The sequence below is a fragment of the Streptococcus sanguinis genome, assembly GCF_003943735.1.
Classification (GTDB): Bacteria; Bacillota; Bacilli; order Lactobacillales; family Streptococcaceae; genus Streptococcus; species Streptococcus sanguinis_E.
In genome coordinates, this window is sequence record NZ_RJMV01000006.1 from 33,642 (window position 1) to 56,481 (window position 22,840).

22 protein-coding genes and 1 pseudogene are annotated in these 22,840 nt (G+C 44.4%); 6 read left to right on the top strand and 17 right to left on the bottom strand.

Annotated elements, in window-relative coordinates; translation table 11 throughout:
- Positions 1–18: 18 nt before the first annotated feature.
- The 3 genes from dltB to D8877_RS07770 are packed head-to-tail and all read right to left on the bottom strand — an operon-like array spanning position 19 to position 2,961.
- Positions 19–1,263: a D-alanyl-lipoteichoic acid biosynthesis protein DltB gene (dltB, locus tag D8877_RS07760; RefSeq protein ID WP_002899375.1), complete on the bottom strand. Its 1,245-nt coding sequence runs from the start codon at positions 1,261–1,263 to the stop codon at positions 19–21.
- Positions 1,260–2,810, bottom strand: a complete 1,551-nt coding sequence (gene dltA, locus D8877_RS07765; protein WP_002910971.1) for a D-alanine--poly(phosphoribitol) ligase subunit DltA — start codon at positions 2,808–2,810, stop codon at positions 1,260–1,262. Before dltA ends, dltB begins: the two co-directional genes overlap by 4 nt.
- A gap of 19 nt (positions 2,811–2,829) precedes the next feature.
- Complete coding sequence (locus D8877_RS07770; RefSeq protein WP_002894209.1) at positions 2,830–2,961, bottom strand: teichoic acid D-Ala incorporation-associated protein DltX; 132 nt, start codon at positions 2,959–2,961, stop codon at positions 2,830–2,832.
- A gap of 258 nt (positions 2,962–3,219) precedes the next feature.
- Between D8877_RS07770 and D8877_RS07775 the strand changes: the two genes are divergently transcribed.
- The 4 genes from D8877_RS07775 (at position 3,220) to D8877_RS07790 (ending at position 6,291) form a co-directional block, all read left to right on the top strand.
- Positions 3,220–3,558, top strand: a complete 339-nt coding sequence (locus D8877_RS07775) for a PadR family transcriptional regulator (protein WP_002899377.1) — start codon at positions 3,220–3,222, stop codon at positions 3,556–3,558.
- Complete coding sequence (locus D8877_RS07780; RefSeq protein ID WP_002910970.1) at positions 3,533–4,132, top strand: DUF1700 domain-containing protein; 600 nt, start codon at positions 3,533–3,535, stop codon at positions 4,130–4,132. The genes D8877_RS07775 and D8877_RS07780 overlap by 26 nt, the downstream gene beginning before the upstream one ends.
- Positions 4,125–5,192, top strand: coding sequence for a DUF4097 family beta strand repeat-containing protein (locus D8877_RS07785; protein ID WP_125352963.1), 1,068 nt, complete (start codon positions 4,125–4,127; stop codon positions 5,190–5,192). Before D8877_RS07780 ends, D8877_RS07785 begins: the two co-directional genes overlap by 8 nt.
- Positions 5,193–5,337: 145 nt before the next feature.
- The gene (locus D8877_RS07790) at positions 5,338–6,291 is read left to right on the top strand and encodes a S66 family peptidase (RefSeq protein WP_125352966.1); all 954 of its coding nucleotides are present in this window, start codon (positions 5,338–5,340) and stop codon (positions 6,289–6,291) included.
- Between the two features lie 79 nt (positions 6,292–6,370).
- Here D8877_RS07790 and D8877_RS07795 read toward each other — a convergent pair whose 3' ends face one another.
- The 3 genes from D8877_RS07795 to D8877_RS07805 all read right to left on the bottom strand — a co-directional run bounded on the left by D8877_RS07795 (position 6,371) and on the right by D8877_RS07805 (position 10,965).
- Positions 6,371–7,630, bottom strand: coding sequence for a carbohydrate-binding domain-containing protein (locus D8877_RS07795; protein WP_185760198.1), 1,260 nt, complete (start codon positions 7,628–7,630; stop codon positions 6,371–6,373).
- 19 nt (positions 7,631–7,649) lie between these two features.
- Positions 7,650–8,363: a polyphosphate polymerase domain-containing protein gene (locus D8877_RS07800; protein ID WP_125352971.1), complete on the bottom strand. Its 714-nt coding sequence runs from the start codon at positions 8,361–8,363 to the stop codon at positions 7,650–7,652.
- A gap of 178 nt (positions 8,364–8,541) precedes the next feature.
- Complete coding sequence (locus D8877_RS07805; RefSeq protein ID WP_002910965.1) at positions 8,542–10,965, bottom strand: YhgE/Pip domain-containing protein; 2,424 nt, start codon at positions 10,963–10,965, stop codon at positions 8,542–8,544.
- Positions 10,966–11,206: 241 nt separating this feature from the next.
- Between D8877_RS07805 and D8877_RS07815 the strand changes: the two genes are divergently transcribed.
- Positions 11,207–11,599, top strand: a complete 393-nt coding sequence (locus D8877_RS07815) for a DUF4947 domain-containing protein (RefSeq protein ID WP_081102933.1) — start codon at positions 11,207–11,209, stop codon at positions 11,597–11,599.
- Between the two features lie 232 nt (positions 11,600–11,831).
- On the top strand, positions 11,832–12,362 hold the full coding sequence (locus D8877_RS07820) for a TetR/AcrR family transcriptional regulator (protein WP_048773828.1): 531 nt from the start codon (positions 11,832–11,834) through the stop codon (positions 12,360–12,362).
- 103 nt (positions 12,363–12,465) lie between these two features.
- Here D8877_RS07820 and D8877_RS07825 read toward each other — a convergent pair whose 3' ends face one another.
- The 11 genes and pseudogenes from D8877_RS07825 to dnaB all read right to left on the bottom strand — a co-directional run bounded on the left by D8877_RS07825 (position 12,466) and on the right by dnaB (position 22,817).
- Positions 12,466–13,521: a 3-oxoacyl-[acyl-carrier-protein] synthase III C-terminal domain-containing protein gene (locus tag D8877_RS07825; protein WP_125352973.1), complete on the bottom strand. Its 1,056-nt coding sequence runs from the start codon at positions 13,519–13,521 to the stop codon at positions 12,466–12,468.
- Entirely contained in the window at positions 13,511–14,770 is a 1,260-nt protein-coding gene (locus D8877_RS07830) for a F390 synthetase-related protein (protein ID WP_185760199.1), read from the bottom strand. Before D8877_RS07830 ends, D8877_RS07825 begins: the two co-directional genes overlap by 11 nt.
- Positions 14,739–15,566 carry an MBL fold metallo-hydrolase gene (locus tag D8877_RS07835; RefSeq protein WP_185760200.1) on the bottom strand — a complete coding sequence of 276 codons (828 nt, stop codon included), beginning with the start codon at positions 15,564–15,566 and terminating at the stop codon, positions 14,739–14,741. Before D8877_RS07835 ends, D8877_RS07830 begins: the two co-directional genes overlap by 32 nt.
- Positions 15,541–16,572 carry an NAD-dependent epimerase/dehydratase family protein gene (locus D8877_RS07840; RefSeq protein ID WP_125352979.1) on the bottom strand — a complete coding sequence of 344 codons (1,032 nt, stop codon included), beginning with the start codon at positions 16,570–16,572 and terminating at the stop codon, positions 15,541–15,543. The genes D8877_RS07835 and D8877_RS07840 overlap by 26 nt, the downstream gene beginning before the upstream one ends.
- Before the next feature lie 198 nt (positions 16,573–16,770).
- Entirely contained in the window at positions 16,771–17,382 is a 612-nt protein-coding gene (gene rpsD / locus D8877_RS07845) for a 30S ribosomal protein S4 (RefSeq protein WP_002899562.1), read from the bottom strand.
- A gap of 262 nt (positions 17,383–17,644) precedes the next feature.
- Positions 17,645–18,367 carry an ABC transporter ATP-binding protein gene (locus D8877_RS07850; protein WP_002899560.1) on the bottom strand — a complete coding sequence of 241 codons (723 nt, stop codon included), beginning with the start codon at positions 18,365–18,367 and terminating at the stop codon, positions 17,645–17,647.
- Complete coding sequence (locus D8877_RS07855) at positions 18,367–19,365, bottom strand: ABC transporter substrate-binding protein (protein WP_032909456.1); 999 nt, start codon at positions 19,363–19,365, stop codon at positions 18,367–18,369. Before D8877_RS07855 ends, D8877_RS07850 begins: the two co-directional genes overlap by 1 nt.
- Positions 19,366–19,409: 44 nt before the next feature.
- Positions 19,410–20,189, bottom strand: a complete 780-nt coding sequence (locus D8877_RS07860) for an ABC transporter permease (RefSeq protein WP_169449403.1) — start codon at positions 20,187–20,189, stop codon at positions 19,410–19,412.
- A gap of 268 nt (positions 20,190–20,457) precedes the next feature.
- A pseudogene (locus D8877_RS07865) lies at positions 20,458–21,087 on the bottom strand (HAD family hydrolase).
- A 96-nt stretch (positions 21,088–21,183) separates the two neighbouring features.
- Entirely contained in the window at positions 21,184–21,459 is a 276-nt protein-coding gene (locus D8877_RS07870; protein ID WP_002894239.1) for a Veg family protein, read from the bottom strand.
- A gap of 2 nt (positions 21,460–21,461) precedes the next feature.
- Positions 21,462–22,817 carry a replicative DNA helicase gene (dnaB, locus tag D8877_RS07875; RefSeq protein WP_002894241.1) on the bottom strand — a complete coding sequence of 452 codons (1,356 nt, stop codon included), beginning with the start codon at positions 22,815–22,817 and terminating at the stop codon, positions 21,462–21,464.
- Positions 22,818–22,840 lie beyond the last annotated feature (23 nt).

Below are 22,840 nucleotides of genomic sequence, written 5' to 3' on the forward strand. Positions count from 1 at the left end.
TTTCTTCCTCATTCATTTTTATTTTTTAAACCAAAGCTCATTTAAAAATCCCGAAAAGATCAAAAATGAGAACATGACTGCGTGAAAGGTCACCACAATCCCCAAAGCTTGAGTCCATTTATTGTCTGGCAGAGGCGGAAGCCCCTTAGCCTTGCGCTCTTTGTTTAGCGTTTTCTTCTTGCGCAGCCAGGCATCATTGACGACCAGACCAGCTCCATGAAAGAGACCGTAGGCGATATAGTACCAGGTCACACCATGCCAGAAGCCCATTATCAGCATGTTGATCAGATAGGCCACACTGGAGGTCGTGTTGCGGTTTTTAAAGACCTTATTGCGCATCAGCACCATGACCAGCCGCATAAAGACAAAATCACGGAACCAAAAGGACAGACTCATGTGCCAGCGATTCCAAAATTCTTTCAAATCGCGTGAGAGAAAGGGCTTATCAAAGTTGATAGGGCTCTTGATTCCCATGAGATTGGAAATAGCTAGCGCAAACATCGAATAACCGGCAAAGTCAAAGAAGAGATCCAGACCAAAGACATACATAACGCCCAGAGTTCCTAGATTAAAGAAACCGCCGGTATAGAGAGCGTAGGTCTTGACATGACCCAGCAGCAGGTGTCCAAAGATATGGGCCAGGATAAACTTATAAAGGAAGCCTAGCATGATATACTTGACAGACTGCTCTAGCATATCCAGCAGCTCATCGCGCTCAGGAATGTTCAAATAATCTTCATTGAAACGCTTGAAACGATCAATAGGACCGCTTGAAAAGGTCGGCATGAAGAGCAGGAAACGCAAGAACTCCCAGAGCGTGAACTCTGTCAGAACCCCATCGCGCATCTCAATCATCATCCCTACCGAGCGAAAGGTCAGATAGGAAATTCCCAAAAAGCCAAAGAGAGACTGATGACCGCTGATCGCGGGCTCTACCTTGACAAGCACAAGCGGCAGAACCGCCAGCAAGGTATGCAGATAAAAGATCCACTTGCTGTCCCGCGACCGGCGATAGAGCTTGTATGAATAAACCCAGACTATCTGCCAGATGACATAGCCTAACAAAGCACAAAGCTGCGCCAGACTGGGACCTGTCAGCATCAAGACGATAAAGACCAAGCTGACCAAGGCTTCATAAAGGGGGAAACGTTTCTTAAAGAAAAGTCCAACAAAGATTGGCAGAACTGCCAGAACGATATAGACAAAGTAAACTGGATTGCCGTAGGGTTCCAAGTGAGGCAGCTGTTTCAAGAAATCCATCATCGCTTATTGACCTCGCTAATCAGCCCCTTAATGTCAATCTTGCCATTCGGGGTCAGAGGCAGGGTCTCTCGATAGAGGAACTTGGACGGCATCATATAGGACATCATGATATCCTGCAGATCTTCCTTGATTGCCTTGGTAATATCGATTTCTCGCTCAAACTGCTCAGCCACACCGTCTTTGAGAATGACATAGGCCAGCAGATTTTGGACCTTGTGGTCCTTATTGTAGCGGGGCACAGCCACCGCAGACTCAACGTATTTAGATTTGTTCAGGTTCTGAGACACATCCTCCAGCTCAATACGGAAACCATTAAACTTGATCTGGAAGTCCATCCGGCCTCCGTAGAGCAGCAGGCCTTCATCTGTCATTGAGCCGACATCTCCTGTATGATAAGCTGGCAGACCTTCAAATTCAAAGAAGGCCTCCGCTGTCTTCTCAGGATTATTCAGATAGCCCTTGGATACGGCTGGGCCGCAGACGATGATTTCTCCCTGTTGACCATTCGGCACTTTCCGTCCCTCTTCGTCAATGACAAAGGTCGGAGAGTCCGCCTTGGTATAGCCAATCGGCAGGCGCTTGCAATTTTGCAGCATCTCATCTGTCACTGCTACCGCAGACAGGGCCACTGTTGCCTCAGTCGGACCGTAAGCATTGATGATGCGTGCTTGAGGGAAGCGATCGCGCAGCTTCTGAGCTGTCTTGACTGTCAACTCCTCGCCGTCAAAGTAGAAATGTGTCAGCTGAGGCAGCTTCTGGCTATTAAAGTCATCCGACAGCAAGGCCATATCTGCGAAGGAAGGCGTCGAAGTCCATATAGCAATAGGCAGACTGAGAATCGTCTCAAACAGCTGCTTGAAATCCTGAGTCACAGCCGAAGGTAGGGCAAAAAGAGTCCCTCCCAAGGCCAAAGTCGGTGCCCAGTACATGACTGACAAGTCAAAAGAATATGGAGGCTGAGCCAACATTTGAGGACGCTCCGGAGTCGCAAACTCCTTATCCGTAATCATCCAATTCGTAAAGCTGAGCAAATTATTGTGGGAAATCTGCACTCCCTTAGGTTTGCCAGTCGTTCCCGATGTGAAAATGATGTAATAGTTGTCATCTCCCTGCACCGGATGGCTAAGCTCATAGGACGCTCCCTCTCTGAAGGCTGTCTGAACTTGCTCCGCACTGAAAATAGGAGCAGCTACATCTGCCAGCGGAAAATCATTGATGGCAATAATCAAGCTTGGCTCAGCAACTTCCACAATCGCTGCCACGCGCTCCAAGGCTGAATGGCTGTCGATAGGAATGTAGGCATGACCAGACTTAGTCAAGGCCACAAAGGTAGCCAGCATCTCGTATTCCTGGCCGCCAAAGACCACAACCGGAGACTTGTCAGGAAGTCCCAGACGGTCAATCTGAGCCGCCAACGAATCGGAATCCTTCTTTAAATCGCCATAAGTATGAACTTGACCTAAAATATCATAGACCGGAAAATCCGGCTGCACCTGAGCAAAATGCTCAATCGCTTCAATCATATCTTGTATAACTTTATTTGACATTGTTTCCTACTCTCTCACATTAAAATTCATTATAGATAAAGCCGCCCTGACCCTGACCCAGATAGCTAAAGAAATAAAGCAAGGCCAGAAAGATAACAAAATATAGTAGGGTTTGGCCCAAAAACTTATATAGGGTTTGATGTTTTTTCATTGATCTCTCTTATATTTTTAGTTAGACTTACACCATTTTACCATTTTATGGAAGATGTTTTCAACACAAAAGCTAAGGAAGATGTAAAGTTCTTGTAAGGAAGAAATGTACTTTGATGTGCCTTATAAACAGCCATTAAAAGACTTTTTCAAAAAATATATAAAAATTTTATATATTTTGCTTGACTTTTTTCCTAAGAGGTTGTAGACTATATATAGAAAGATTATATATAAATATTTTACACAAGGAGGTGGTCCTATGTCTTTCCCCACATCATCGGCTTTGATTGAGTTTCTCATCTTAGCCATCCTTGAAAAAGACGATTCCTACGGTTATGAAATCAGCCAGACAATCAAGCTGATTGCCAATATCAAAGAATCAACACTTTACCCCATTCTGAAGAAGCTGGAGCAAAATGACTGCCTCACGACTTATTCGCAGGAGTACCAAGGACGAAAACGAAAATACTATTCACTCACTGCCTACGGGCACGAACATCTACTCACTCTAAAAGAAGAGTGGCAAACTTATACCATGACCATCAGCGGTATCATAGAAGGGAGCATCCGTCATGACAAGAACCGAGTATCTAGCTGAGCTAGAAAAATATCTAAAAAAACTGCCACGCAAGGACTATGAAGAAACTATGGATTACTTCACTGAGTACTTCGACGAGGTAGGCCCAGAGGGCGAGGCAGCCGCTATTGCTGATTTAGGCAGCCCTAAGGAAGCGGCCCACGAGATTATGTTGAATCTTTTGGACAAAAAAGTCGAGGAAGATAATCAAGACAGCAGTTCCTCAAAAAACACTAAGAACATCGTCCAGATTGCTATCCTATCCATTTTGGCAGCACCCTTGGCTATTCCGCTCTTTATAGTAGCAGCTCTTTTGACTTTCGTTTTCTTCCTCTTAGTCTTTATCTTTGCTCTCGTCATGGCTATAGGTGCCTTTGCCTTCTTTATTTTTGGAATCAGCCTGATCTGGGACACTTTGACAGTGGGACTGACGACATCGATCCCGGCCTTCCTGTTCACTCTGGGGCTCAGTGTTCTAGCTCTGGGACTGTCCGGCATCTTCTACGCAGGCATTTCTCCTGTTACTCAGTTTGGCAAGGCTGGCTTTGTCAAACTAGCTCAACTTTTCGCAAAGAAAGGAGCACGTCATGGCTAACATCAAATTGAAAAAACCTCTTTTATCCGCAGCTATTTTAGCCTGCCTCTTTGGTGGAGCCCTGACAACGATTGGCTCCATTACAGGCGGTGTCAATGACTTGGTCAATTCTGCCAAAAGCAAGGTAAAACTAACGAAAAAAGAAGAAAGTTTCTCTGATCTTTCTTCCCTAAATATTAATTTAGCAGCTAGAAACCTCGTCATCAGCGAATCTCCTGATGACAAGGCTCACTTGACCTATTACCAAAGCGACGGCAACTATCAGATTGACGGCAGCACACTTGGAAAAATAACAACAAGTTCTGAAAATGGAAACTTAAACATCAAGGAAGATGGTGCAGGCTCCTTCAACATAAGCTCTGGCATCTTCTCCTTCCACATAAGCACTGGCATCCGCTCCTTACTCAGCTTATTTGACCAAGAATCTCAGGGGAAGCGTACTGTGCAGCTTTCCCTGCCCAAGGGGACCAAGCTTGAGACATTCAGCGGCAGTTCGTCATTAGGAGATGTTACGCTGTCCAATCTATCAGCCAAAAATGCTGACTTCTCTCTATCTCAGGGCTCGTTGACTGTGAATGATGGCCAATTCGCATCTGGTAAATTTAAGAACTCTCTGGGAGAGATTACCATCAATAACAGTCAGATTAGCTCTGGAAAAATCATTGATTCTTCGGGTACCATCACTCTGAGCAACAGCCAGTTCGCATCTGGCGAAATATCAAACTCTCTGGGAGAGGTCAATCTAAACTCGAGCAAAATCTCCGACAGCACTCTGAAAATCTCAAGCGGCTCACTGAACTCTGAACAGTTGGAATTAGCTGGTACAATCTCTATCACTAACCAACTGGGCGATATTAATCTGCATCTGGTTTCTGGCAGTTTGTCGCAGCTATCCTTTGATCTGAAAACGGATCTAGGTGAAATTGACATCCCTAGTAGTATAAGTGTAGAGCACTCCAAAGGCCATGAACTTGGCGGCTCTGCCATCCGTAAAGTCGAAAATCCGACAACTACACTTACTGCCAGCGTCGAAAGCGGTAGCATTAAGCTCAGCGAATAAATCATAGAAAAGAATATATACAATCAGGGAGTCTTCAGCGGCTCCCTTTTTTTGATAAAAATTCCCGCACTGACCTAAGTTTGCTTTACAGGTCTTGGCCTTTGTGCTATGATATTCTATAAAAATTTATCCCAAGGAGGTTCCTATGAAAAAACTCGCACCTGGTATGCACATTCGGGTCGTCAGCCCTTCGGCATCAATCGAACACATCGGTGGCTTTGAGGCCAATCTAGCCGCCAAGGAGCGCTTGGAAAAGCTGGGTTTTATCGTGTCTTTTTCGGAGCATTATCTGGAAAATGATATTCTAGACTCTGCCTCCATCGAAAGCAGGGTGGCAGACATTCATGCTGCCTTTTCGGATGACTCCGTTGATGCTATTCTGGCCACCATCGGCGGTTTCAACTGCAATGAGCTCCTGCCCTATCTGGACTTTGAATTGATTGCTAGAAATCCTAAGATTTTCTGCGGCTACTCAGACACAACAGCCTTGCTCAACGCTATCTATAGCAAGACCGGCATGAAAACCTACATGGGACCGTCCTACTCCAGCTTTAAAATGGATGCCCTGCAGGACTATCAGACCGAGAGCTGGCTCAAGGCCGTCAGCCAGACTTCTTATGAATTGACTCCTAGTGAAAAATGGGGCGACAATGCTTGGTATCTGCCTGATGCCCCACTGACCTTCCATGAGACGGAGTGGAAAGTTTATCACCATGGGCAAGCCCAAGCCACTGCTATCAGCGGCAATCTCTCCACCTTCTCACTCCTGCGTGGAACACCCTATGCCCCGACAGATGAAAACTATGTCCTCTTTGTTGAAGAGGCGGAGGAAGATGATTATGTGGAGTTTGACCGCAATCTAGCTGCCCTGCTTCAGGCCTATCCCAACCCGCAGGCCCTTCTCATCGGCCGCTTTCCAAAAGAATGTCAGATGACAGAGGAGCTGCTCCTCTATATCTTGGACAAACATCCTATTCTAAAGACAATTCCTGTCCTCTATGACTTGGACTTTGCTCATACTCAGCCACTCTTTACCATTACCATCGGTGCTCAAGTGACCGTGGATACGGAAAAATTATCTATCAGAATTGATGAATAGCAAGAAATCCTCATTCCAGCTGGAATGAGGATTCTTCTTTTTCATTAGGCACTATTTCATTGTTATCTTGCTGGCTTTCTTATCGTCCACCAAAACCGCCTTGGCCGCCCGGGGCACCGCCGCCACCGGGTCCACCAGCGCCAGGTCCGTCTGCTGTAATTTCTGTTCGGCTCTCACCATTGACCATGATGGTGCCGCCAGTGTAGGTAGCCGTTCCATCAAAGTCAAAGGCAGATACCGTAGAAGTAATATCTAAGTTTCCTCCTGACATAATGACATCGCCGTTGGAATCGATAGCATCGGTATCGCCTTCACCGACCTCGACCTTGATATCGCCACCGGTAATCTTGATAAAGATATCAGCGCCAGTTACGTCACTAGCGGCATTGATACCATCATCTGTCGCATAAAGGTCCAGCTTACCGCCGTTAATGGTGACATTCGTTCCCTCCAGAGCTTCTACACTCTTGGAAACTGTAATCGTCCCACCATCAATCAAAGCAATATTGCTAGCGTGTAGACCATCATCACCAGCATTAATCGTGATGGTGCCTGATTGGATATAGAGATTCCCCAGAGAAGTGTCTTCATCATTGTCTGCATGGATGGCATCTTCTGTCGCTGTGATATCGATAGTAGCGTCCTTGATATTAATGGCTGAAGCTGCAGACAGACCATTCTTAGCTGCCTTGAGCGTATAAGTGCCACCTGTCACCCGCAAGGTCTGCTCAGACTTAATCGCTGTTTCATACTTGCCGTCAACTGTCAGACTTCCAGAGCCATTGAGAGTCAGGTCAGAGTTACTATAGATAGCTGCATCTGCATCCGTATTACTGTGATTAGATGAGTCTGAGATGGTGTTTTGGCTGCCGTCAGCCAAAGTCAGGCTTGTTTTACCCGCATTTTCTACCAGAATAGCTGCGTCTGTCCCGCTCATGGTTACGCCATTTAGGACAATTTGAACCTTGTCGCTATCACCTGCTTTGACAACAATCTGCACATTTTCACTCGTTCCGGAAACGACATAAGTTCCAGCCTTTGAGATTGTCACAGTCGAGCCGGAGACACTAGCCCCGTCACCAGAGGCCTTAGCACTAGAGCCACTCAGGCTGATGGTTGTCGCCTTAGACTCATCATAAGAAGCGTCTGAGTCCTCTGAGGCAAAGTAATCAGAAGTATTGGTCTTGGTCTGACTGGTGTTGGTAGCATTAGCAGTCTGAGTGCTGCTTGAAGCTGTAGAGCTGCTGGCATTTGAGCTGCATGCTCCCAGTACTGCTGTCATCAAGACCAGTGGAATCATCAATTTAATTTTTTTAAGGGTTGATTTTGATTGTTTCATTTTTCTTTTCCTATCTATCTTATTTACTGCTGATACAGTTTGCCCTTTTATAGGCAAAGCCATATTTGGAGAAAGAGCTTGGAGACAGTTGGTAGCGATCCATGATCTCGCTCAGCCATAGCGGGCAGGTTTCTGGAATCTTAACTTCCATAATGACATGATTGGCTGGCAGGAGATGATCTCCATGGCGACCGGCTAAGAGACTCAGATCATAAGGACGGTAGGTCAGGTCGTGATCAAAGGTAATCCGAATCCGCTCATCCTCAATCCCCTTCATCGAATAACGATTGTAGCCGATATACATCATGGGCTGAATGTTGCCAAAATGCTGGGTCAACCAGACCATTTCCTTATCTATCTGAAGGTCAGTTAGCTGACTATAATCACCATCCAGATAGGCTTCCGCTGTCAGCAAATCTGCTGCAAGCCGGCGTTTGGTGACCAGACCTTCTGTCTTTTTCTTGATTTCCAAAAAGACTTGACTATCTTCGGTCGGATGCTCTTGATAAGTCCGCAAGCGCACCTTCTCGTCAAAGCAAGGATTTTCCAAGGACTCACGAATGAGCTGATAAAACGGCGTATCGTAGTAGAGATTGTTAATAGTCGAATAAGCTCGCTCATCCTCCACCAGATAGCCTTCAAACTCTAGCAATAGATCCAGCAAAGTTTCCTTGGAAATGATGTATTTGGTTTCAAAGCGCTGAAAATGATGTTTAAAAAATTTTTCTGCCATGGGCTTCTCACCTCTCTATCTTTCTTGAATGTAATGCAATTTTAAAGATGAAAACTTAAAAGAAAGATAAAGAAAACAAAACATCTCCCTTTTCAGGAGATGTTGATGAGAGAAAAAATAAACGAATTACAGATAGACTTTTCATCTACATTTTTACACATTCATAAAAGTACGAACCCTAAGCTAGCTGTTTTTTATCTGTTCGATAGACCAGAGTGCCAAGTGCCATGAAAAGAACTAAAACAAAAGCAAGGAAGAGCACTTGACTACCAATTTGGCCGTTCATAGAAATCGTTTGGCGTAAGCCCGATACAGAATAGCTCATTGGCAGCCAAGGGTTGATAACTTGGAAAATCTTACTAGTCAGCTCCAATGGATAAGTTCCTGCACTAGAAGCCAGCTGTAAAAGCAAAAGAATCAGAGAAGCAAAGGCGCCGAGCTTGCTATCCCAAGTAACCAAAGCCGTCACAAGAGCCATAAAGGTCATGCTGGCTAGGACAATCAAACCAAGAGTTGCCCACTCATGGTTAGCAGATAGACCTATCAAGTGCACAGCACCATAGACCAAAACACCAGCCACGACAGAAATGACTCCATTTACCTCTATACGGGCCTTCAGCCAGTCTCGTCTCGTCTTAGGTTCTTGACCTGATGGAAGTGTGCTAAAGATGATATTAGTTGAAATAGCTGCCACAAATAAAGCTACTGAAATCATATAAGGCGCCATCCCAATGCCGTTTTTTTCTACCTTATTCTCATCTGTCTTGCTCAGTGTCAGAGGATCTGCCAGAGTTTTTGCATTGTCTTCCTTAGTAGAAACAGTCGACAATTTATCGCCTGCATCTGAGAGGCCATTGGACAAATCGCTCGTTCCCACAGTAAGTTTAGAGAGATTATCTGTTAAAGCACTGCTGCCATCAGCCAGCTTTTCTGTACCGCTCGCTAATTGATTGGTTCCATCTGCTAATTTCCCGAAACTAGAGGTCAATTCTGGAGATTTGTCTGTTAATTGGGCTGCCCCGTTTGCTAATTTTGTTGTATTTGCTAGCAAATCAGGATTCTTACTTGCCAAAGCTGATGTCCCCTCAGATAGCTGACCGACTGCATTGGTATAACTTGTCACCCCTTGTTCCAATTGTGTCGCGCCAGTCGTTAGTTTCTCATTTAGGGTGTCTACACCTGCGACTAGTTGATTGGCTCCTCCGCTTGCTGAACCGAGGCCAGTACTCACCGTTGATAAGCCATTATAAAGGCCATTAATCATGTTAGCTGCCTGTGGCAGAACTTGATTTGATGCACCTTCTAACTGACTAAGTTTTGTTTGACTAGCGCCTTTTATCGTTTCAAGAGAAGCCCTCATCGTATCGATTTCTGATAAAATCGTCTGAGCAGATTGATCACTTCCCGCTTGACTAGCACCAACTGCTGCATCAATCTCAGCCTTAGCCTCACTAGAAAGCCCTTGATAAGCGCTCGTAGCTTGAACACTTGCCAAAGCTGCGGCCTTGGCATCTTGATTATTATTGATAATGGCTTGAGCGGATGCTGCTATGCTAGTCAGTGAAGCCTCAATGCTGTCTGTCGAAACAGCTGAGTCACTTGCTGCAGCTTGAATACTAGCATTCAACTGTGTCAAACCATTTGCTAAATCACTCACATTTTGCTGGTTGTTAGCTAAGGTGGTATCTACCGATGACTTTAATGTAGCCAAGCCCGTATTCAGATTCGTTACACCTGTTGATAAGGCCTGAACTCCATCTCCTGACTGAGTAAGCTGTTGGACTCCACCCAATAAGTCTGCTGATCGACCCGACAGCTGATTTGCACCTGCGGCCACGGTACTTACACCATTAGCATAAGTGTTTATCCCATTTGACAAACTACCCAGTCCAGACGATACTTGTGCAACACTCCCAGTATAAGTCTGTAGTCCTGTGTTAAATTGAGCTGCACCGGATGATAATTTGCTCGTAGCTTGATTCAAAGTTCTTAAATTATTTGCAATTGTCTGACTGCCTGAGCCTAGTTGTTGGCTGCCAGATGCTAATTGCTGAGCACCATCAGATGCCTTAACCAAGCCAGTTTTTAGATCTCCCATATTCTTAAATATGGCGCTTGTATAAGTATCCGTCACATTTTGCGCCACCGTCTGCTTCAAAGAAGCCATGGCTGAATCACTCATCTTACCAGCAATAAAACTGTGGCCGCTAGACGTTTGATAGTCAATCTTCATTTGCTGAGGATTATCAGTCAAAATACTGGCTGCACGTTCAGATAAATCACTTGGAAGCGTCACAACCATGTAGTAATCACCCTTTTCCAGACCATTTTGAGCATCTTCTTTACTGACGAAGTGAAAATCCAGATTTTTATTTTCCTTGAGGCTGGAAACAACATCCTCGCCTATAGACAAGGTCTTACCACTAGCAGTTACAGCTTTATCCTGATTGACGACCGCCACTGGCAAGTCTGAAACCTTTCCATATGGATCCCACATGGAGCTTAAGAAAATAACGTTATACAAGGCTGGAATCATAGAGACTCCTAACATCACAATGATAAAAGCCGGCTTTTTTAAAATAGCTTTCCATTCTCTTAACATATCTACCTCCTAAAATTATACACAGTGTCCAAATTTCAATAAAATTGATTATACACCAATCGAAGATTATTACAAGTTTATTCTTTAAAAATTGGACACCGTGTCTAATTTTGTTTAAAAAGATTGTAGGGAAGCGGAATAAGTTCGCCCTACTGTCTTTAATCTCTGAACAATCTGTAAATAAAAAGTTTTTTCCCATAGGTAGGTACACAGAAAATCAGCATTATATTAGAAAGATAAGATTTATGCGACTGGCGATGCCAAGGTTTATTACCAATCCTATGAATCTGGCGGTTTTGAAGCTCAAATTCCTGAATTTAAAGGATATACCCAAGAAAAAGTTAAAAGTATTCTCGGCGAACCAGAAAAAATAAGCACCGATCTCGCTTCTGAATATGAAGCCTTCCAAAACAAAGAATTAGAAAATCTTAAAAGACTGGTTCAGGAGCAAAAAATAAGTACCGAACAAGCGCGTGCTTTCTTAGCGGGTGTAGTTGACATTGCTCAAGCATCAAGATTACAAAATACCTACACAATTTACTCTTATAAAAATGAACAAATTTCTATTATCTTCTCACAGGAAGGCGAGCTACTTTACGTAACTCCTGACCCTGATTACCTCTACTTCAAATAATGTTCATAACAAAAGCCGAGACTTTACTTTAAGCCTCGGCTTTATTATTTTACCAGTCGACTAAGCCTAATCAGATAAAATTTTGACTATCTATGCTTAATTCCGGAATTTAACTCTTTTCCACTGGAAAAACATTTGATATAATAGTACACGGAGAAAAAGAAAAAGTAGTTTGCTATGATGGCTATTCGCTTGAAGAGCAGACTGAGGCTTAGCCTCAAAGGGAGATTTTATGTTAGAAAGCAATAAACGCCGAAAAACCAAGGCTATTATTGAAAGAGCCATGGTTTCACTACTGCATAAGCAGTCCTTCGACCATATCACTACTGTCCAGCTAGCTCAAGCTGCTGGCATCAGCCGTAGTAGTTTTTATACTCACTACAAGGACAAGTACGATATGATTGAACGTTATCAGCAAAACCTCTTTCATCAGTTGGGATATATTTTTGAGAATAATCAAGAAGATGTTCAAACTGCGATTACAGAGGTCTTTCAGTTCCTCCAGCTAGAGCCACTCTTGGCTGCTCTTTTGACAGAAAACGGCACGAAAGAGATCCAAAATTTCCTGCGCCATAAGCTGCAGGTGATGCTGGCGGATAGTCTGCAGGACCGTTTTAGTAGACGTGTTTACAATAATTTTGAAAAAGAATACAGCAGAGTCTTTCTCGCCAATGCCTTCTTTGGTGTCTGCCAAATGTGGATTGCTAGAGGAAAGAAAGAAAGTCCTGAACAAATAGCAGAATTTCTTTTGAAAATGCTGTAAGAAGTTGCTGGAACCCAATGGGTTCCAGCTCTTTTCATATTTTGAAAAATTAAACAGGGTGTACAAAACCTCTTTTGGTTCTGTACACCCTATTTTTCTTATATTATAGTTTCATAGCCAGCATATTAACTGTCATACCAGCTGCTGTTCCCATCAGAGCGATGGTGTCCCCTTCCTTGACTAGATTGCGCTCCAGAGCATAGCAGAGAGAAAAAGGCACTGCCACTGACACCATATTCCCATAGTCTTGCACAATATTAAGGTATTTATCATCAGGAATACCCAAGCTGCGCATGACCATTGGCAGGGCACGACTAGCCTGATGTGGAATGATATAATCCAAGTCAGACAGGCTGAGGCCACTCTTTTCTTTAAATTCTTTAAACATTTCTGGAATTTTTCTGGCAGAGAGCAAGAGAATCTTCTTACCATTCATGTCAAACATGTAGTGAGTCTTGGTAGCATCCGAATACTCCTTAGGCTGAAATGATGTCAAACCACCACGAATCTCTGTATCGTGAGCTCCCTCGGACCAGGTTCGCTGCAGGCTGGAGATGACCCCTCTTTCTTCCTCTGTTGCTTCAAAAATCAAAGCTGCTGCCCCGTCACTGAACAACTCAAAACTTTCCTTCTGATTAGGATTGAGGCCTAGGCTTCCAACCTCACTAGACACGATGAGGATTCTATGATACTCACCAGCCTCCAACAAATGAGACATGAGACTCAAAGCCGAGATAAAGCTGGTGCAAGTCGTATTGATATCCATGGCTGGAATGGACAAGCCCTTGGCTACCAACTCATGAATCAGGGCAGCAGTACAAGGAATAGGCTGGACGCCCACCGCACTGGCTGACACGATACAATCGATGTCTTTGATTGTCAAGCCCGCTTGCTCTAGGGCTTTTTCAATTGCCTTAACTGCCATGGAAAGCTGGGTTTCTTCATTTTCCACCACTCGATATCGAGTCTGATCCTTAAAAGTCACGGTATTTCTAGGTAGATGCGTACCGTAACCAACTATCTTTATATGATTCTTTACTGCAGTCATATTAAACTCCTTCTTGTCAGACTTGAGACTGCTTGACAGTTGGGTAAACTGCCAAAGCGCTTCAGCCTCTGATTCATATGTTTTTCTACTTGGAGCATTCTTAAGCCCGATAGATACGTTTCAACTTACGGCTTCTGTCCCGCTGATAATTTTCAAAAGAAATAGCCGGTATAAGAAAGTCTTTATCAGTCGCCAAGTTCTGAAACTGCTGGACAAGCTCGTCTTCTCGCTGCTGACTACGATGTTCGATAGCAATGGTCAGCGAATGGTCCTGCTTCTGAGCTACCTGATATTCTCCAATCCCATCAACTAAGAGCAGACAGCGGCGGATAAAGTCTGGAAAGACCTCCACCGACTGACCTGCAGCATTTTCAAAAATGAAAATATCATCTGAGCGCCCCTCAATCCTATCAATCCGTGTAAAGACCGACCCGCAGGGGCAAGGTTCAGGATTTTCCACCAAGATATCATTCAACTCATATTGAAAAATTGGCTGAGAAGTCCGCTTGAAATCCGTAATAATTGGGTAAAAGCGCCTATCATCCAAGTAGTGCTTATCTACATGGACAATGTCTTCATTTAGATGAAGATCACCGTAGGCACAGCTGCAGGCTAAAAAGCCCTCGGTCGCTTGGTAAACCTGATCCACCTTTTTTAGACCAAATCCTTCTTGAATACTCTGCTGATCTGGCTCTTCCAAAATTTCTGCCACTGATACGACTTTGCTAGGGGCAATCTGCAAATTCCCTGCCTGGACTTGTTTAGCCAACTCCAAGAGCATTGACGCTGGCGCCACCAAAATTGTTGGCTGGTAAGCATTCAAGCGCTCTACATGCTCTTCGGCTCCCTGAAAAGTATCAAAATACTCCAGAGAAATCAAGCCTGAATTGACAGTCTGATAGAGTTGGTTATCTGCCCGAAGAAAGAAGGCTATTTTATGTCCAAAAAGTTTGCCTTTAGGCAGCATCTTGGCCAAGATGGCTGCCGTCCACATACTGCGCTCCTTTTCAGTGGTAACAAATAAACCTCGATGACCAGATGTTCCTGAAGACAGGCCGACAGCGATTTCTCCTATCATGGGACTGAAATCACGTGTCCGCTCGCTCTCCAGTGCCAAGGCTAGCAACTTATCTCGATCCAGTCCCTGAGTATTGAGCTCATTGAAATGCTCCATCATAAAGGCCTTATTCATCTTAAAATCTGCTGGAATGCCTGATTTAAAATAAGGCGATTCCTGCTGCAGAAATTCCCGATAAGCTGCTAAAGCCTTGGCTTGATAGCGTTCCAAGGCCTGTCGATCCTTAAATCGATGCCCCCAGCGCATGACGCTAAAGGTTTTTAGAAATGTTCCTAGTTTCATACAAAATCTGCTCCGCTCTCTCAGCCGGATCATGACTGACTAGCACCTGATAGCCGACAGCAAGCAACTGCCGAAGCAAGGCCACACCGGCCATGTATTCTTCCTTGCTATCCTGGATCAGTGACGGCAAGAAACGCATCTGCTCCGTATACGGCAAAAGATCCACGCCCCAGCACAAATCAGCTCCGATAAACAGATGATAATCTGGCAAAAAGAGACAAGCTTGACCAGCGGCATGGCCATCAACTGAGGCCAGATATATACTGCCATCCCCAAACAAGTCGACTGTCTTGCGATAGAGGAATGCTTCTTGCACCTGCTGAGGTTCCACAACTTCCAACCGACTCTCAAAATCCTGCGGAAGAAATTCCTTGAAAATCAAATCCTTAAGCTTGGCATGTTGATAAGTTTTGAAGACGGTCTTGGTCAGAATGAAGCGAGCCTTGGGAAAGAAAGCGGCTCCGCCGATGTGATCTGGATGCAAGTGCGACAAGATGACATAAGAAATATCTTCTGGCGCAATTCCTTTTTGCTCAAGAAGACGATCTACACGCTCCTCTTCTGACATATCAACAGGCGTTCCCAGACCATAAAGCCAGTATTTGAAATTGGGCTTCAGAATAGCTGGAGAATAGCCAGTGTCGTAGAGAATATAGCCTTTCTCACGATGCTTCAAGAGGAAAACACCAGCTGGAAAAATCATTTTTTTCTTGCCAACTCCCTTAAACATCTGCTGCAAGTGACTACTGCAGCGCCCAGGCTGAAGATACTCAATGTTCTCGATAATGTTGGACATATTTTGCAATCCCTTCACTGATTGTCAACTTGGGTTGATAGCCCAAATCCCTTACTGCTGCTGATATATCCAGCGTTTGACTGTAACGCATTAAGTAATAAGTGTAAAGAGTCAGAGGTGGCTCTTTTTCAATATGAAAGAAGCGATAAAAGCTTTCAAATCCCTGTGCCAGCAATCCTAGAAAAACAGCAGGTAATTTAATATAACGTTTACGAACCTGTAAACCATCTAAAGCTTCATCCAGCATATCCTTGAAACTACGGGATTCTCCGTTGGTAATGTTGTAAACTTGTCCTTGCGCTTCTGGCATTTCCAAAGCCAGTCGAACAGCAAAGGCCACATTTTCCACACAGGTCATGTCCATCATTTGCTGGCCATTTCTGATGAGTGGAATCGCCAGTTTTTGGCTTAAGCGCAGAATCCTAGGAAAGATACTGGTATCCCCAATACCAAAAAGCCCTCTTGGGCGCAAGATAACCGATGGAACTTGAGGATAGCTTCGGACAATCCGCTCAGACATGAGCTTGCTTTTTATATAGAAATTCAGCTCATTTTCCTGAGGAGCAGCCTCTTCTTTGATAGCAAGTTGATCACGCGCAGCAGCATAAACACTTGGGGAGGAAATATAGACCAGTCTTTGCATTCCAAAATGCCGGCAGGCTTCCATAACCAGTTTGGTTCCTACCACATTAGTCTGATAAAACTGCTCCCAGGGTCCCCAAATCGTTGAGAGAGCCCCAGCATGCACCACTGCATCCACTCCTTCACAGGCTGCAAAAATTTCTTCTTCTCTGGTAAAATCTCCAGCAAAAAACTCTACTAAAGGACCTTCTAACTGCCGACCAGCCTTCAGATTACGACCAAAAGCCCGCACCTGATAGCCTTGTTCAGCCAGCTCTTCAACAACATACTTTCCTAGAAAGCCAGTCGCTCCTGTCACTAGAACCTTCATCGCTACTCCTTTCATACAATTTTCTGTTTCTGTCTTGTCCCCATTATACACCATTTCAGTAAATCTTCCGTAAAAAAGCTGGAAAAAATCTTTACAAAATGTCACACCTGATTGGATAGGAGCAGAAAGAAATCAACCAATTTCTGAAAAACAGCTGCCTCTTTTCGACCTATTCTTAGTTAGAATCAGCTTTATTAGTTCATTGAGAGTATAAAAAAGAAGCCGGTTTCCCGGCTTCTGAACAAATACAAATTAAAGCATTTTGTTGTAGAATTCAACGATAAGTGCTTCGTTGATTTCTGGGTTGATTTCGTCGCGCTCTGGAAGGCGAGTCAATGAACCTTCTAATTTTTCAGCATCGAATGATACGAATGCTGGACGTCCAAGAGTTGCTTCAACAGCTTCAAGGATTGCAGGCACTTTCAATGATTTCTCACGAACTGAGATTACTTGACCTGGAGTTACGCGGTATGATGGGATATCAACACGTTTGCCGTCAACAAGGATGTGACCGTGGTTTACGAATTGACGAGCTTGACGACGAGTAGTCGCAAGACCAAGACGGTAAACAACGTTATCCAAGCGACGCTCCAAGAGAAGCATGAAGTTGAAACCAAGGATTCCTTCTTTGATTTTTGAAGCTTGAACAAACAAGTTACGGAATTGTTTTTCACCTACACCGTAAGTGAAACGAAGTTTTTGCTTTTCAGCCAATTGCAAACCGTATTCTGACAATTTGCTACGGTTGTTTGGTCCATGTTGACCAGGTACATAGTTACGGCGAGCCAATTCTTTACCTGTACCAGTAAGAGAAAGACCCAAACGACGAGCTTGTTTCCAAGATGGTCCTGTATAACGTGACATAAAAATGTCCTCCTATAAAATATTTTTGAGGAAATAGTCACTTAGAAAGCCCTGATTCGTGCAGAACATTTTCGCCCAAACAGCTAAGGCTACTTTTATAGCTGATGTTCTGTTGACGAGCTCCATGCTTTCCTGCTGCTATTTCACACAAAGGCTATTGTACCATTAATAAAGTCAAAAGTAAAGGGCCTCAGACAAAAAATCAAGCCAAAAGGCTTGATTGAAGTTGTTTCTTGAAAGCAAAGGAATTCAGGCAGTTACTTCACACTCCCAAAATCTTTAAAATCTCCTGCTTATATCGCAGCTTCTGCAGTTCCTTATCCTCGCTGTCTGACCAAGTCAGTTGGAGATCTGCAACAATTTGCCCAGGCCGATTTTTCAGAATATAAATACGGTCACTGAGAGCCAGAGCTTCCTCGATGCTATGAGTAATGAGAAGAGTCGTCAGACCTAGCCTACGGTGAATATCCAGATACCAAGCGTGCAGCTCCATCTTGGTCAGCTCATCCAAAGCACTAAAGGCCTCGTCTAGAAGAAATAGCTTGTGGCCGAACATATAGGTCCGTAGCAGTGCCACGCGCTGCCGCATCCCCCCGCTCAGCTCATGTGGATACTTTTCTGCCACATCAAAGAGCCCGAACTCCTTCAAAATCTGGGTTGCCTGCTCCGTTGCTTCCTTTTTGGATACCTTTCGGATTAGCAGGGGCAAGATGACATTGCCCAGCACCGTCTTGTGCTCCAGCAGCAAGTCTTTCTGCAGCATATAACTCACCCGGCCCTTGGGATTTTCCTGGCCATCTAGGATAATCCTGCCCGACTGGACCTCCAAAATCCCAGCAATGAGGTTAAAGAGGGTCGTTTTCCCGACTCCGCTTGATCCCAAAATCGCTACGACCTGGCCTGCTTCTACTTGTAGGCTGATATCTTTCAAAATCTGCTGCTCATCATAAGCATAGCTTACATTTTCAAGTTTAATTTCTGTCATTATTTTATATAATCGTTGCTAAATCCCTTGTCACTCAAATCATTGTCCACGATACCCTTATCCTTGGCCCATTTATAAAAGGCATTCCAGCGGCTAGCCTCAAACTGACCCCACTTGTCCTTATCCGATGCATATTGCTCGGACAAATATTTTTGAGAAGCCAAGACAAAGTTACGCTTATTTTTCAGCTCTGGCGCATGCTTGATTAAAATATCCGCTGCTTCTTCAGGGTGCTCCATGGCATATTGATAGCCCTTTTTGATGGCCTGCAAGACCTTTTTCGCCTCGTCCGGATTCTTCTTCAGATAGTCATTATTGGCAATGATGACTGGAGAATAATAGTCAAACTCCTTGACATAGTCCTTCATGTAAAAGAAATTAGTGTCCATGCCCTGAGTTTGAGCCATGATACCGTCCCAGCCATGATAAATCCACGCAGCATCAAACAAGCCATTTTCAATCGGCGTAATGGAGTTGGAATCGTTGTTGGGAACCTTTTCTACCTCATCAAACTGGCCGCCTTGGCTTTCAACCAAAGTTTTGAGCATGCCTAGCTCCACTGGATCATTCCAGGTACCATATTTCTTCCCAGCCAGATCCTTAGGACTTGTAATCCCTGCAGACTTCTTGGAAATAATGCCCGAAGTATTATGCTCTACAATAGCCGCGACAGCTGTGATTTCTGCGCCCTTATCCAGTTTTTTAGCCATAGAATCTTGGAAATAAATACCAAAAGGTGCCTTGCCATTGATAATCAGATCCGAACTGCTATCTTCCGGCGGCAACTTGATATCCACATCCACGCCTGCTTCCTTGAAGTAGCCCTTTTCCTGAGCTACATAGAGGCCGGTATGGTTGGTGTTAGGTGACCAGTCTAGGATAAAATCAATCTTTTTATCCTTGCTTTCAGACGTAGATTTCGACTGACCGCAGGCCGCTAGGCCGATGATTGACACGGCAGCCAAGCCTGCCAGCAACACTTTATAACTTTTTTTCATCATTATCCTCTTTTCTTTCTTTGGGAAATAGCAGAGATGAGCTCCTATTTCCACTTGATGACATATTTTTCACTGACAGCCACCAGCTTCATCCCCAGAAGACTGATGACCGAAACCAATATAATAATGGCAAACATGGTGTCGTACTGGAAAAGTTTCTTAGACTGGATCATATAGACACCCAAGCCTTCGAAACCGCCCAGCCATTCGGAAACCACAGTCGTGATAAAGGCATAGGAAACACTGACGCGCAAGCCCGCATAGAAATAGGGCAGACTAGCTGGAATCTTAAAATGCCAGAGAATCTGCCAGCGATTGGCCTGCATTAGCTCAAAGAGAGTTAGAGTATCCCGATCACAATGCCGAAAACCATCCAGAATACTGACGATAATTGGAAAGGTCGTCGTCAGAATAATCAGCACAATCTTGGGCAAAATCCCATAACCCAGCCAAAGAACCAGGATTGGCGCCAAAGCAATGGTCGGAATCGTCTGCACCACGACCATCATGGGATAAATCAGATCATTGAGCCAGCTCATGCTGTCCATGAGTATAGCTAGTATACAGGCCAAGATGACACCCAAGACTAAACCCAGTAAGGCTACTCTTAAGGTCGCCCAGCTATGACTTGCTAGAAAGCCAGCATCTCTGATAAAGGCCTGACCGATTTCCAGAGGTGTCGGCAGGATAAACTTGGGCAAGAGCTTGAGCCAGCCCATGACCTGCCAGATGACAAGTACACCCAGCATACCTAAGAGACCGATTTGCTGTCGCATCAGCCTTTGTAGTGCTTTCATTAGAACTATTTTCCTCCCTTCCTGCATTTTGGTGCTGCAATTCTTCAAGATATTACCATCGATAAAGATGATAAAAGAAAAGGCCTTTTCCATATATGGAAAAGGCGCACAAATACCACTATTTTCGGTATGATTCCTACGCTGGCATTACCCAGATCAGGTGCGGTCGAAGCTTACACTTCCTCTCAGACTGTACACAGACTCCCATATATAGGACTATGATAGCGCAATCATCAGCAAATGTCAAGGTTGGAGCTCAGACTCACTACTTTTCAACGATAAGTGAAGCAAATAATCATGGCTCAGTCAAATTCCCTTTCACAGCCAGCAAATCCTCCATAGCACTGATATTCTCTGTCTCGCTTGTGGATAAGATGGTTTCAAAACCCAATTCAGCTGCCGTATCTAAGTTAGCCTGAATATCATCAATGAAGACGGATTCCACTGGATTCAGATTATATTTTTTCAACAGCTTTTGGTAAATCTCTGCTTCTGGCTTGACGACCCCAACCTCTGAGGAAAGGATATAGCCCGACAGCAGTGGGTAAATGGGCAACAAACCAGCTTTTTCAATATGATAAAAAATCTCACAAGTGGTTGACAAGATATAGATTCAATAACCTTGATCAGACCATAGCCGAATCCTTTCCTGTAAACCACTGTAAACATGCACAACCTCATACCAATGATAAAAGATATTCTTAACGGCAGAATGATAGGAAGCATCTAACTGAGTCTGGACTCCCTCACAAGCTTCTTTCAAACTCAGCTCTCCCTTGTCCGTCTGATGCCAGACACCTGACTCAAAAATGGCCTGTCTAAGAACCTGCCGCCGCTCTTTCTCAGGTTCAAAATATGTCAGGATTTTCTTAGAATTCCATTCAATCAGAACATTGCCCAAATCAAAAACCAAATTTTTAATCATGATGACCACCTGTTTTCTTTGCTTATCATCCTCTATATACGTCGATTTGACTGAGGAATTGCTTCAAATATAAGTAAAAAGGCCCACTGGACCTTTCTATTCATCAAAATAACGGATGAGGTTCTTTTCTGTCAAAATGTCAGAATAAGTATAAGACTCCACATAGGTATTGGAGATTTCCCCTGGCTGACCGCCTTCATTGGAATATTCCACGATAAACAAAGACGGATAGACTTCAATCAGACGGCCTTGCTTGCTTTTTTGGCGCTTACGACCGTTTTCCAGCGTCATCTCAACGATTTGTCCTTCATGCGCCTTGATATCTTCTTTGATTTTTTTCATTTTTGCCACATCTGTAAATGCATCACTCATCTTTATTCATCCTCTCTTTTGGAAATACTTGAGAATTTATTATACTCTTTCTGGAAAATTAACTCTACTGTACCACGCGCCCCACTCCGGTTTTTCTCAATAATGACTTCAACCTTGTTGTTGGGAATGCCTTCTTCCTCCTCACCAGCCCGATCATAATAATCATCCCGGTAAAGGAAAGCAACGATATCCGCATCCTGCTCAATGGAACCTGATTCCCGAATATCAGACAGCACTGGTCGCTTATCCTGCCGCTGCTCTACGCCACGCGAGAGCTGACTCAGCGCAATGACCGGCACCTTGAGCTCCTTAGCCAAGATTTTCAACTGCCGGGAAATTTCCGAAACCTCTTGCTGGCGGTTTTCACGCCCAGTTCCCGTAATCAGCTGCAAATAGTCAATCAAAACCAGCCCTAGATTCCCCGTTTCCTGGGCCAGTTTTCGAGCCCGCGAGCGAATCTCTGTAATCCGAATCCCTGGTGTATCATCGATATAGATACTAGCGTTAGCCAGATTAGCTGTCGCAATGGTATATTTTTGCCACTCTTCATCTGTCAGTTGCCCCGTACGAATGGAATGAGAATTAATCACCCCTTCTGAAGCCAGCATCCGGTCCACCAAGCTCTCCGCCCCCATTTCCAGAGAGAAAATGGCTACAGTCTTATCCAGCTTGGTTCCGATATTCTGAGCGATATTGAGGGCAAAGGCTGTCTTTCCGACCGCTGGCCGGGCCGCCAAAATGATTAATTCTTCCTCATGCAGACCAGTCGTCATCTTGTCCAGCTCACGGTAGCCAGTCGCAATCCCAGTGATATCTGATGTCTGCAGAGACCGAGCCTCCAGATTGCCAAAGTTAAGATTCAGCACATCACGGATATTTTTAAAACCGCTGCGGTTAGCTGTTTCACTGACATCAATCAGAGCTTTTTCAGCTCCGGCAATAATTTCCTCTGACAGACGGTCACCATCGTAGGCTTGATTGATAGACTCTGTCAGACGCGAAATCAGCCGCCTTAGAATAGCCTTTTCTGCAACGATTTTAGCATAGTATTCAGCATTGGCAGAGGTTGGCACAGAATTGACCACTTCCACCAAGTAGCTGAGACCGCCGATATTCTGCAAGTCACCCTGACTGTCTAAAATATTGCGAACAGTCGTTGCATCAATGGCATCGCCGCGGTCAGCCAAGTCAATCATAGCCTTGAAAATCAAGCGATTGGCATACTTAAAGAAGTCAGCAGGCTCGATATACTCACGAACAAAGACCAGTTTGCTCTCATCAATGAAAATGGCTCCTAAAACGGACTGCTCCGCTAAAATATCCTGAGGCTGAGCTCGGAGTTCATCAATCTCTGCCATCGGTAAATCCTTCCTTCAAATCA

Excerpts from the sequence above, each read along its gene's own strand:
- dnaB (WP_002894241.1), bottom strand. The coding sequence starts at position 22,817 with ATGGCAGAGATTGATGAACTCCGAGCTCAGCCTCAGGATATTTTAGCG.
- D8877_RS07790 (WP_125352966.1), top strand. The coding sequence starts at position 5,338 with ATGAAAAAACTCGCACCTGGTATGCACATTCGGGTCGTCAGCCCTTCG.
- D8877_RS07805 (WP_002910965.1), bottom strand. The coding sequence starts at position 10,965 with ATGTTAAGAGAATGGAAAGCTATTTTAAAAAAGCCGGCTTTTATCATT.
- D8877_RS07770 (WP_002894209.1), bottom strand. The coding sequence starts at position 2,961 with ATGAAAAAACATCAAACCCTATATAAGTTTTTGGGCCAAACCCTACTA.
- D8877_RS07840 (WP_125352979.1), bottom strand. The coding sequence starts at position 16,572 with ATGGTGTATAATGGGGACAAGACAGAAACAGAAAATTGTATGAAAGGA.
- D8877_RS07830 (WP_185760199.1), bottom strand. The coding sequence starts at position 14,770 with ATGAAACTAGGAACATTTCTAAAAACCTTTAGCGTCATGCGCTGGGGG.
- D8877_RS07775 (WP_002899377.1), top strand. The coding sequence starts at position 3,220 with ATGTCTTTCCCCACATCATCGGCTTTGATTGAGTTTCTCATCTTAGCC.
- D8877_RS07780 (WP_002910970.1), top strand. The coding sequence starts at position 3,533 with ATGACAAGAACCGAGTATCTAGCTGAGCTAGAAAAATATCTAAAAAAA.
- D8877_RS07835 (WP_185760200.1), bottom strand. The coding sequence starts at position 15,566 with ATGTCCAACATTATCGAGAACATTGAGTATCTTCAGCCTGGGCGCTGC.
- D8877_RS07785 (WP_125352963.1), top strand. The coding sequence starts at position 4,125 with ATGGCTAACATCAAATTGAAAAAACCTCTTTTATCCGCAGCTATTTTA.
- D8877_RS07800 (WP_125352971.1), bottom strand. The coding sequence starts at position 8,363 with ATGGCAGAAAAATTTTTTAAACATCATTTTCAGCGCTTTGAAACCAAA.
- rpsD (WP_002899562.1), bottom strand. The coding sequence starts at position 17,382 with ATGTCACGTTATACAGGACCATCTTGGAAACAAGCTCGTCGTTTGGGT.
- dltA (WP_002910971.1), bottom strand. The coding sequence starts at position 2,810 with ATGTCAAATAAAGTTATACAAGATATGATTGAAGCGATTGAGCATTTT.
- dltB (WP_002899375.1), bottom strand. The coding sequence starts at position 1,263 with ATGATGGATTTCTTGAAACAGCTGCCTCACTTGGAACCCTACGGCAAT.
- D8877_RS07795 (WP_185760198.1), bottom strand. The coding sequence starts at position 7,630 with ATGAAACAATCAAAATCAACCCTTAAAAAAATTAAATTGATGATTCCA.
- D8877_RS07870 (WP_002894239.1), bottom strand. The coding sequence starts at position 21,459 with ATGAGTGATGCATTTACAGATGTGGCAAAAATGAAAAAAATCAAAGAA.
- D8877_RS07860 (WP_169449403.1), bottom strand. The coding sequence starts at position 20,189 with ATGCAGGAAGGGAGGAAAATAGTTCTAATGAAAGCACTACAAAGGCTG.
- D8877_RS07850 (WP_002899560.1), bottom strand. The coding sequence starts at position 18,367 with ATGACAGAAATTAAACTTGAAAATGTAAGCTATGCTTATGATGAGCAG.
- D8877_RS07855 (WP_032909456.1), bottom strand. The coding sequence starts at position 19,365 with ATGAAAAAAAGTTATAAAGTGTTGCTGGCAGGCTTGGCTGCCGTGTCA.
- D8877_RS07820 (WP_048773828.1), top strand. The coding sequence starts at position 11,832 with ATGTTAGAAAGCAATAAACGCCGAAAAACCAAGGCTATTATTGAAAGA.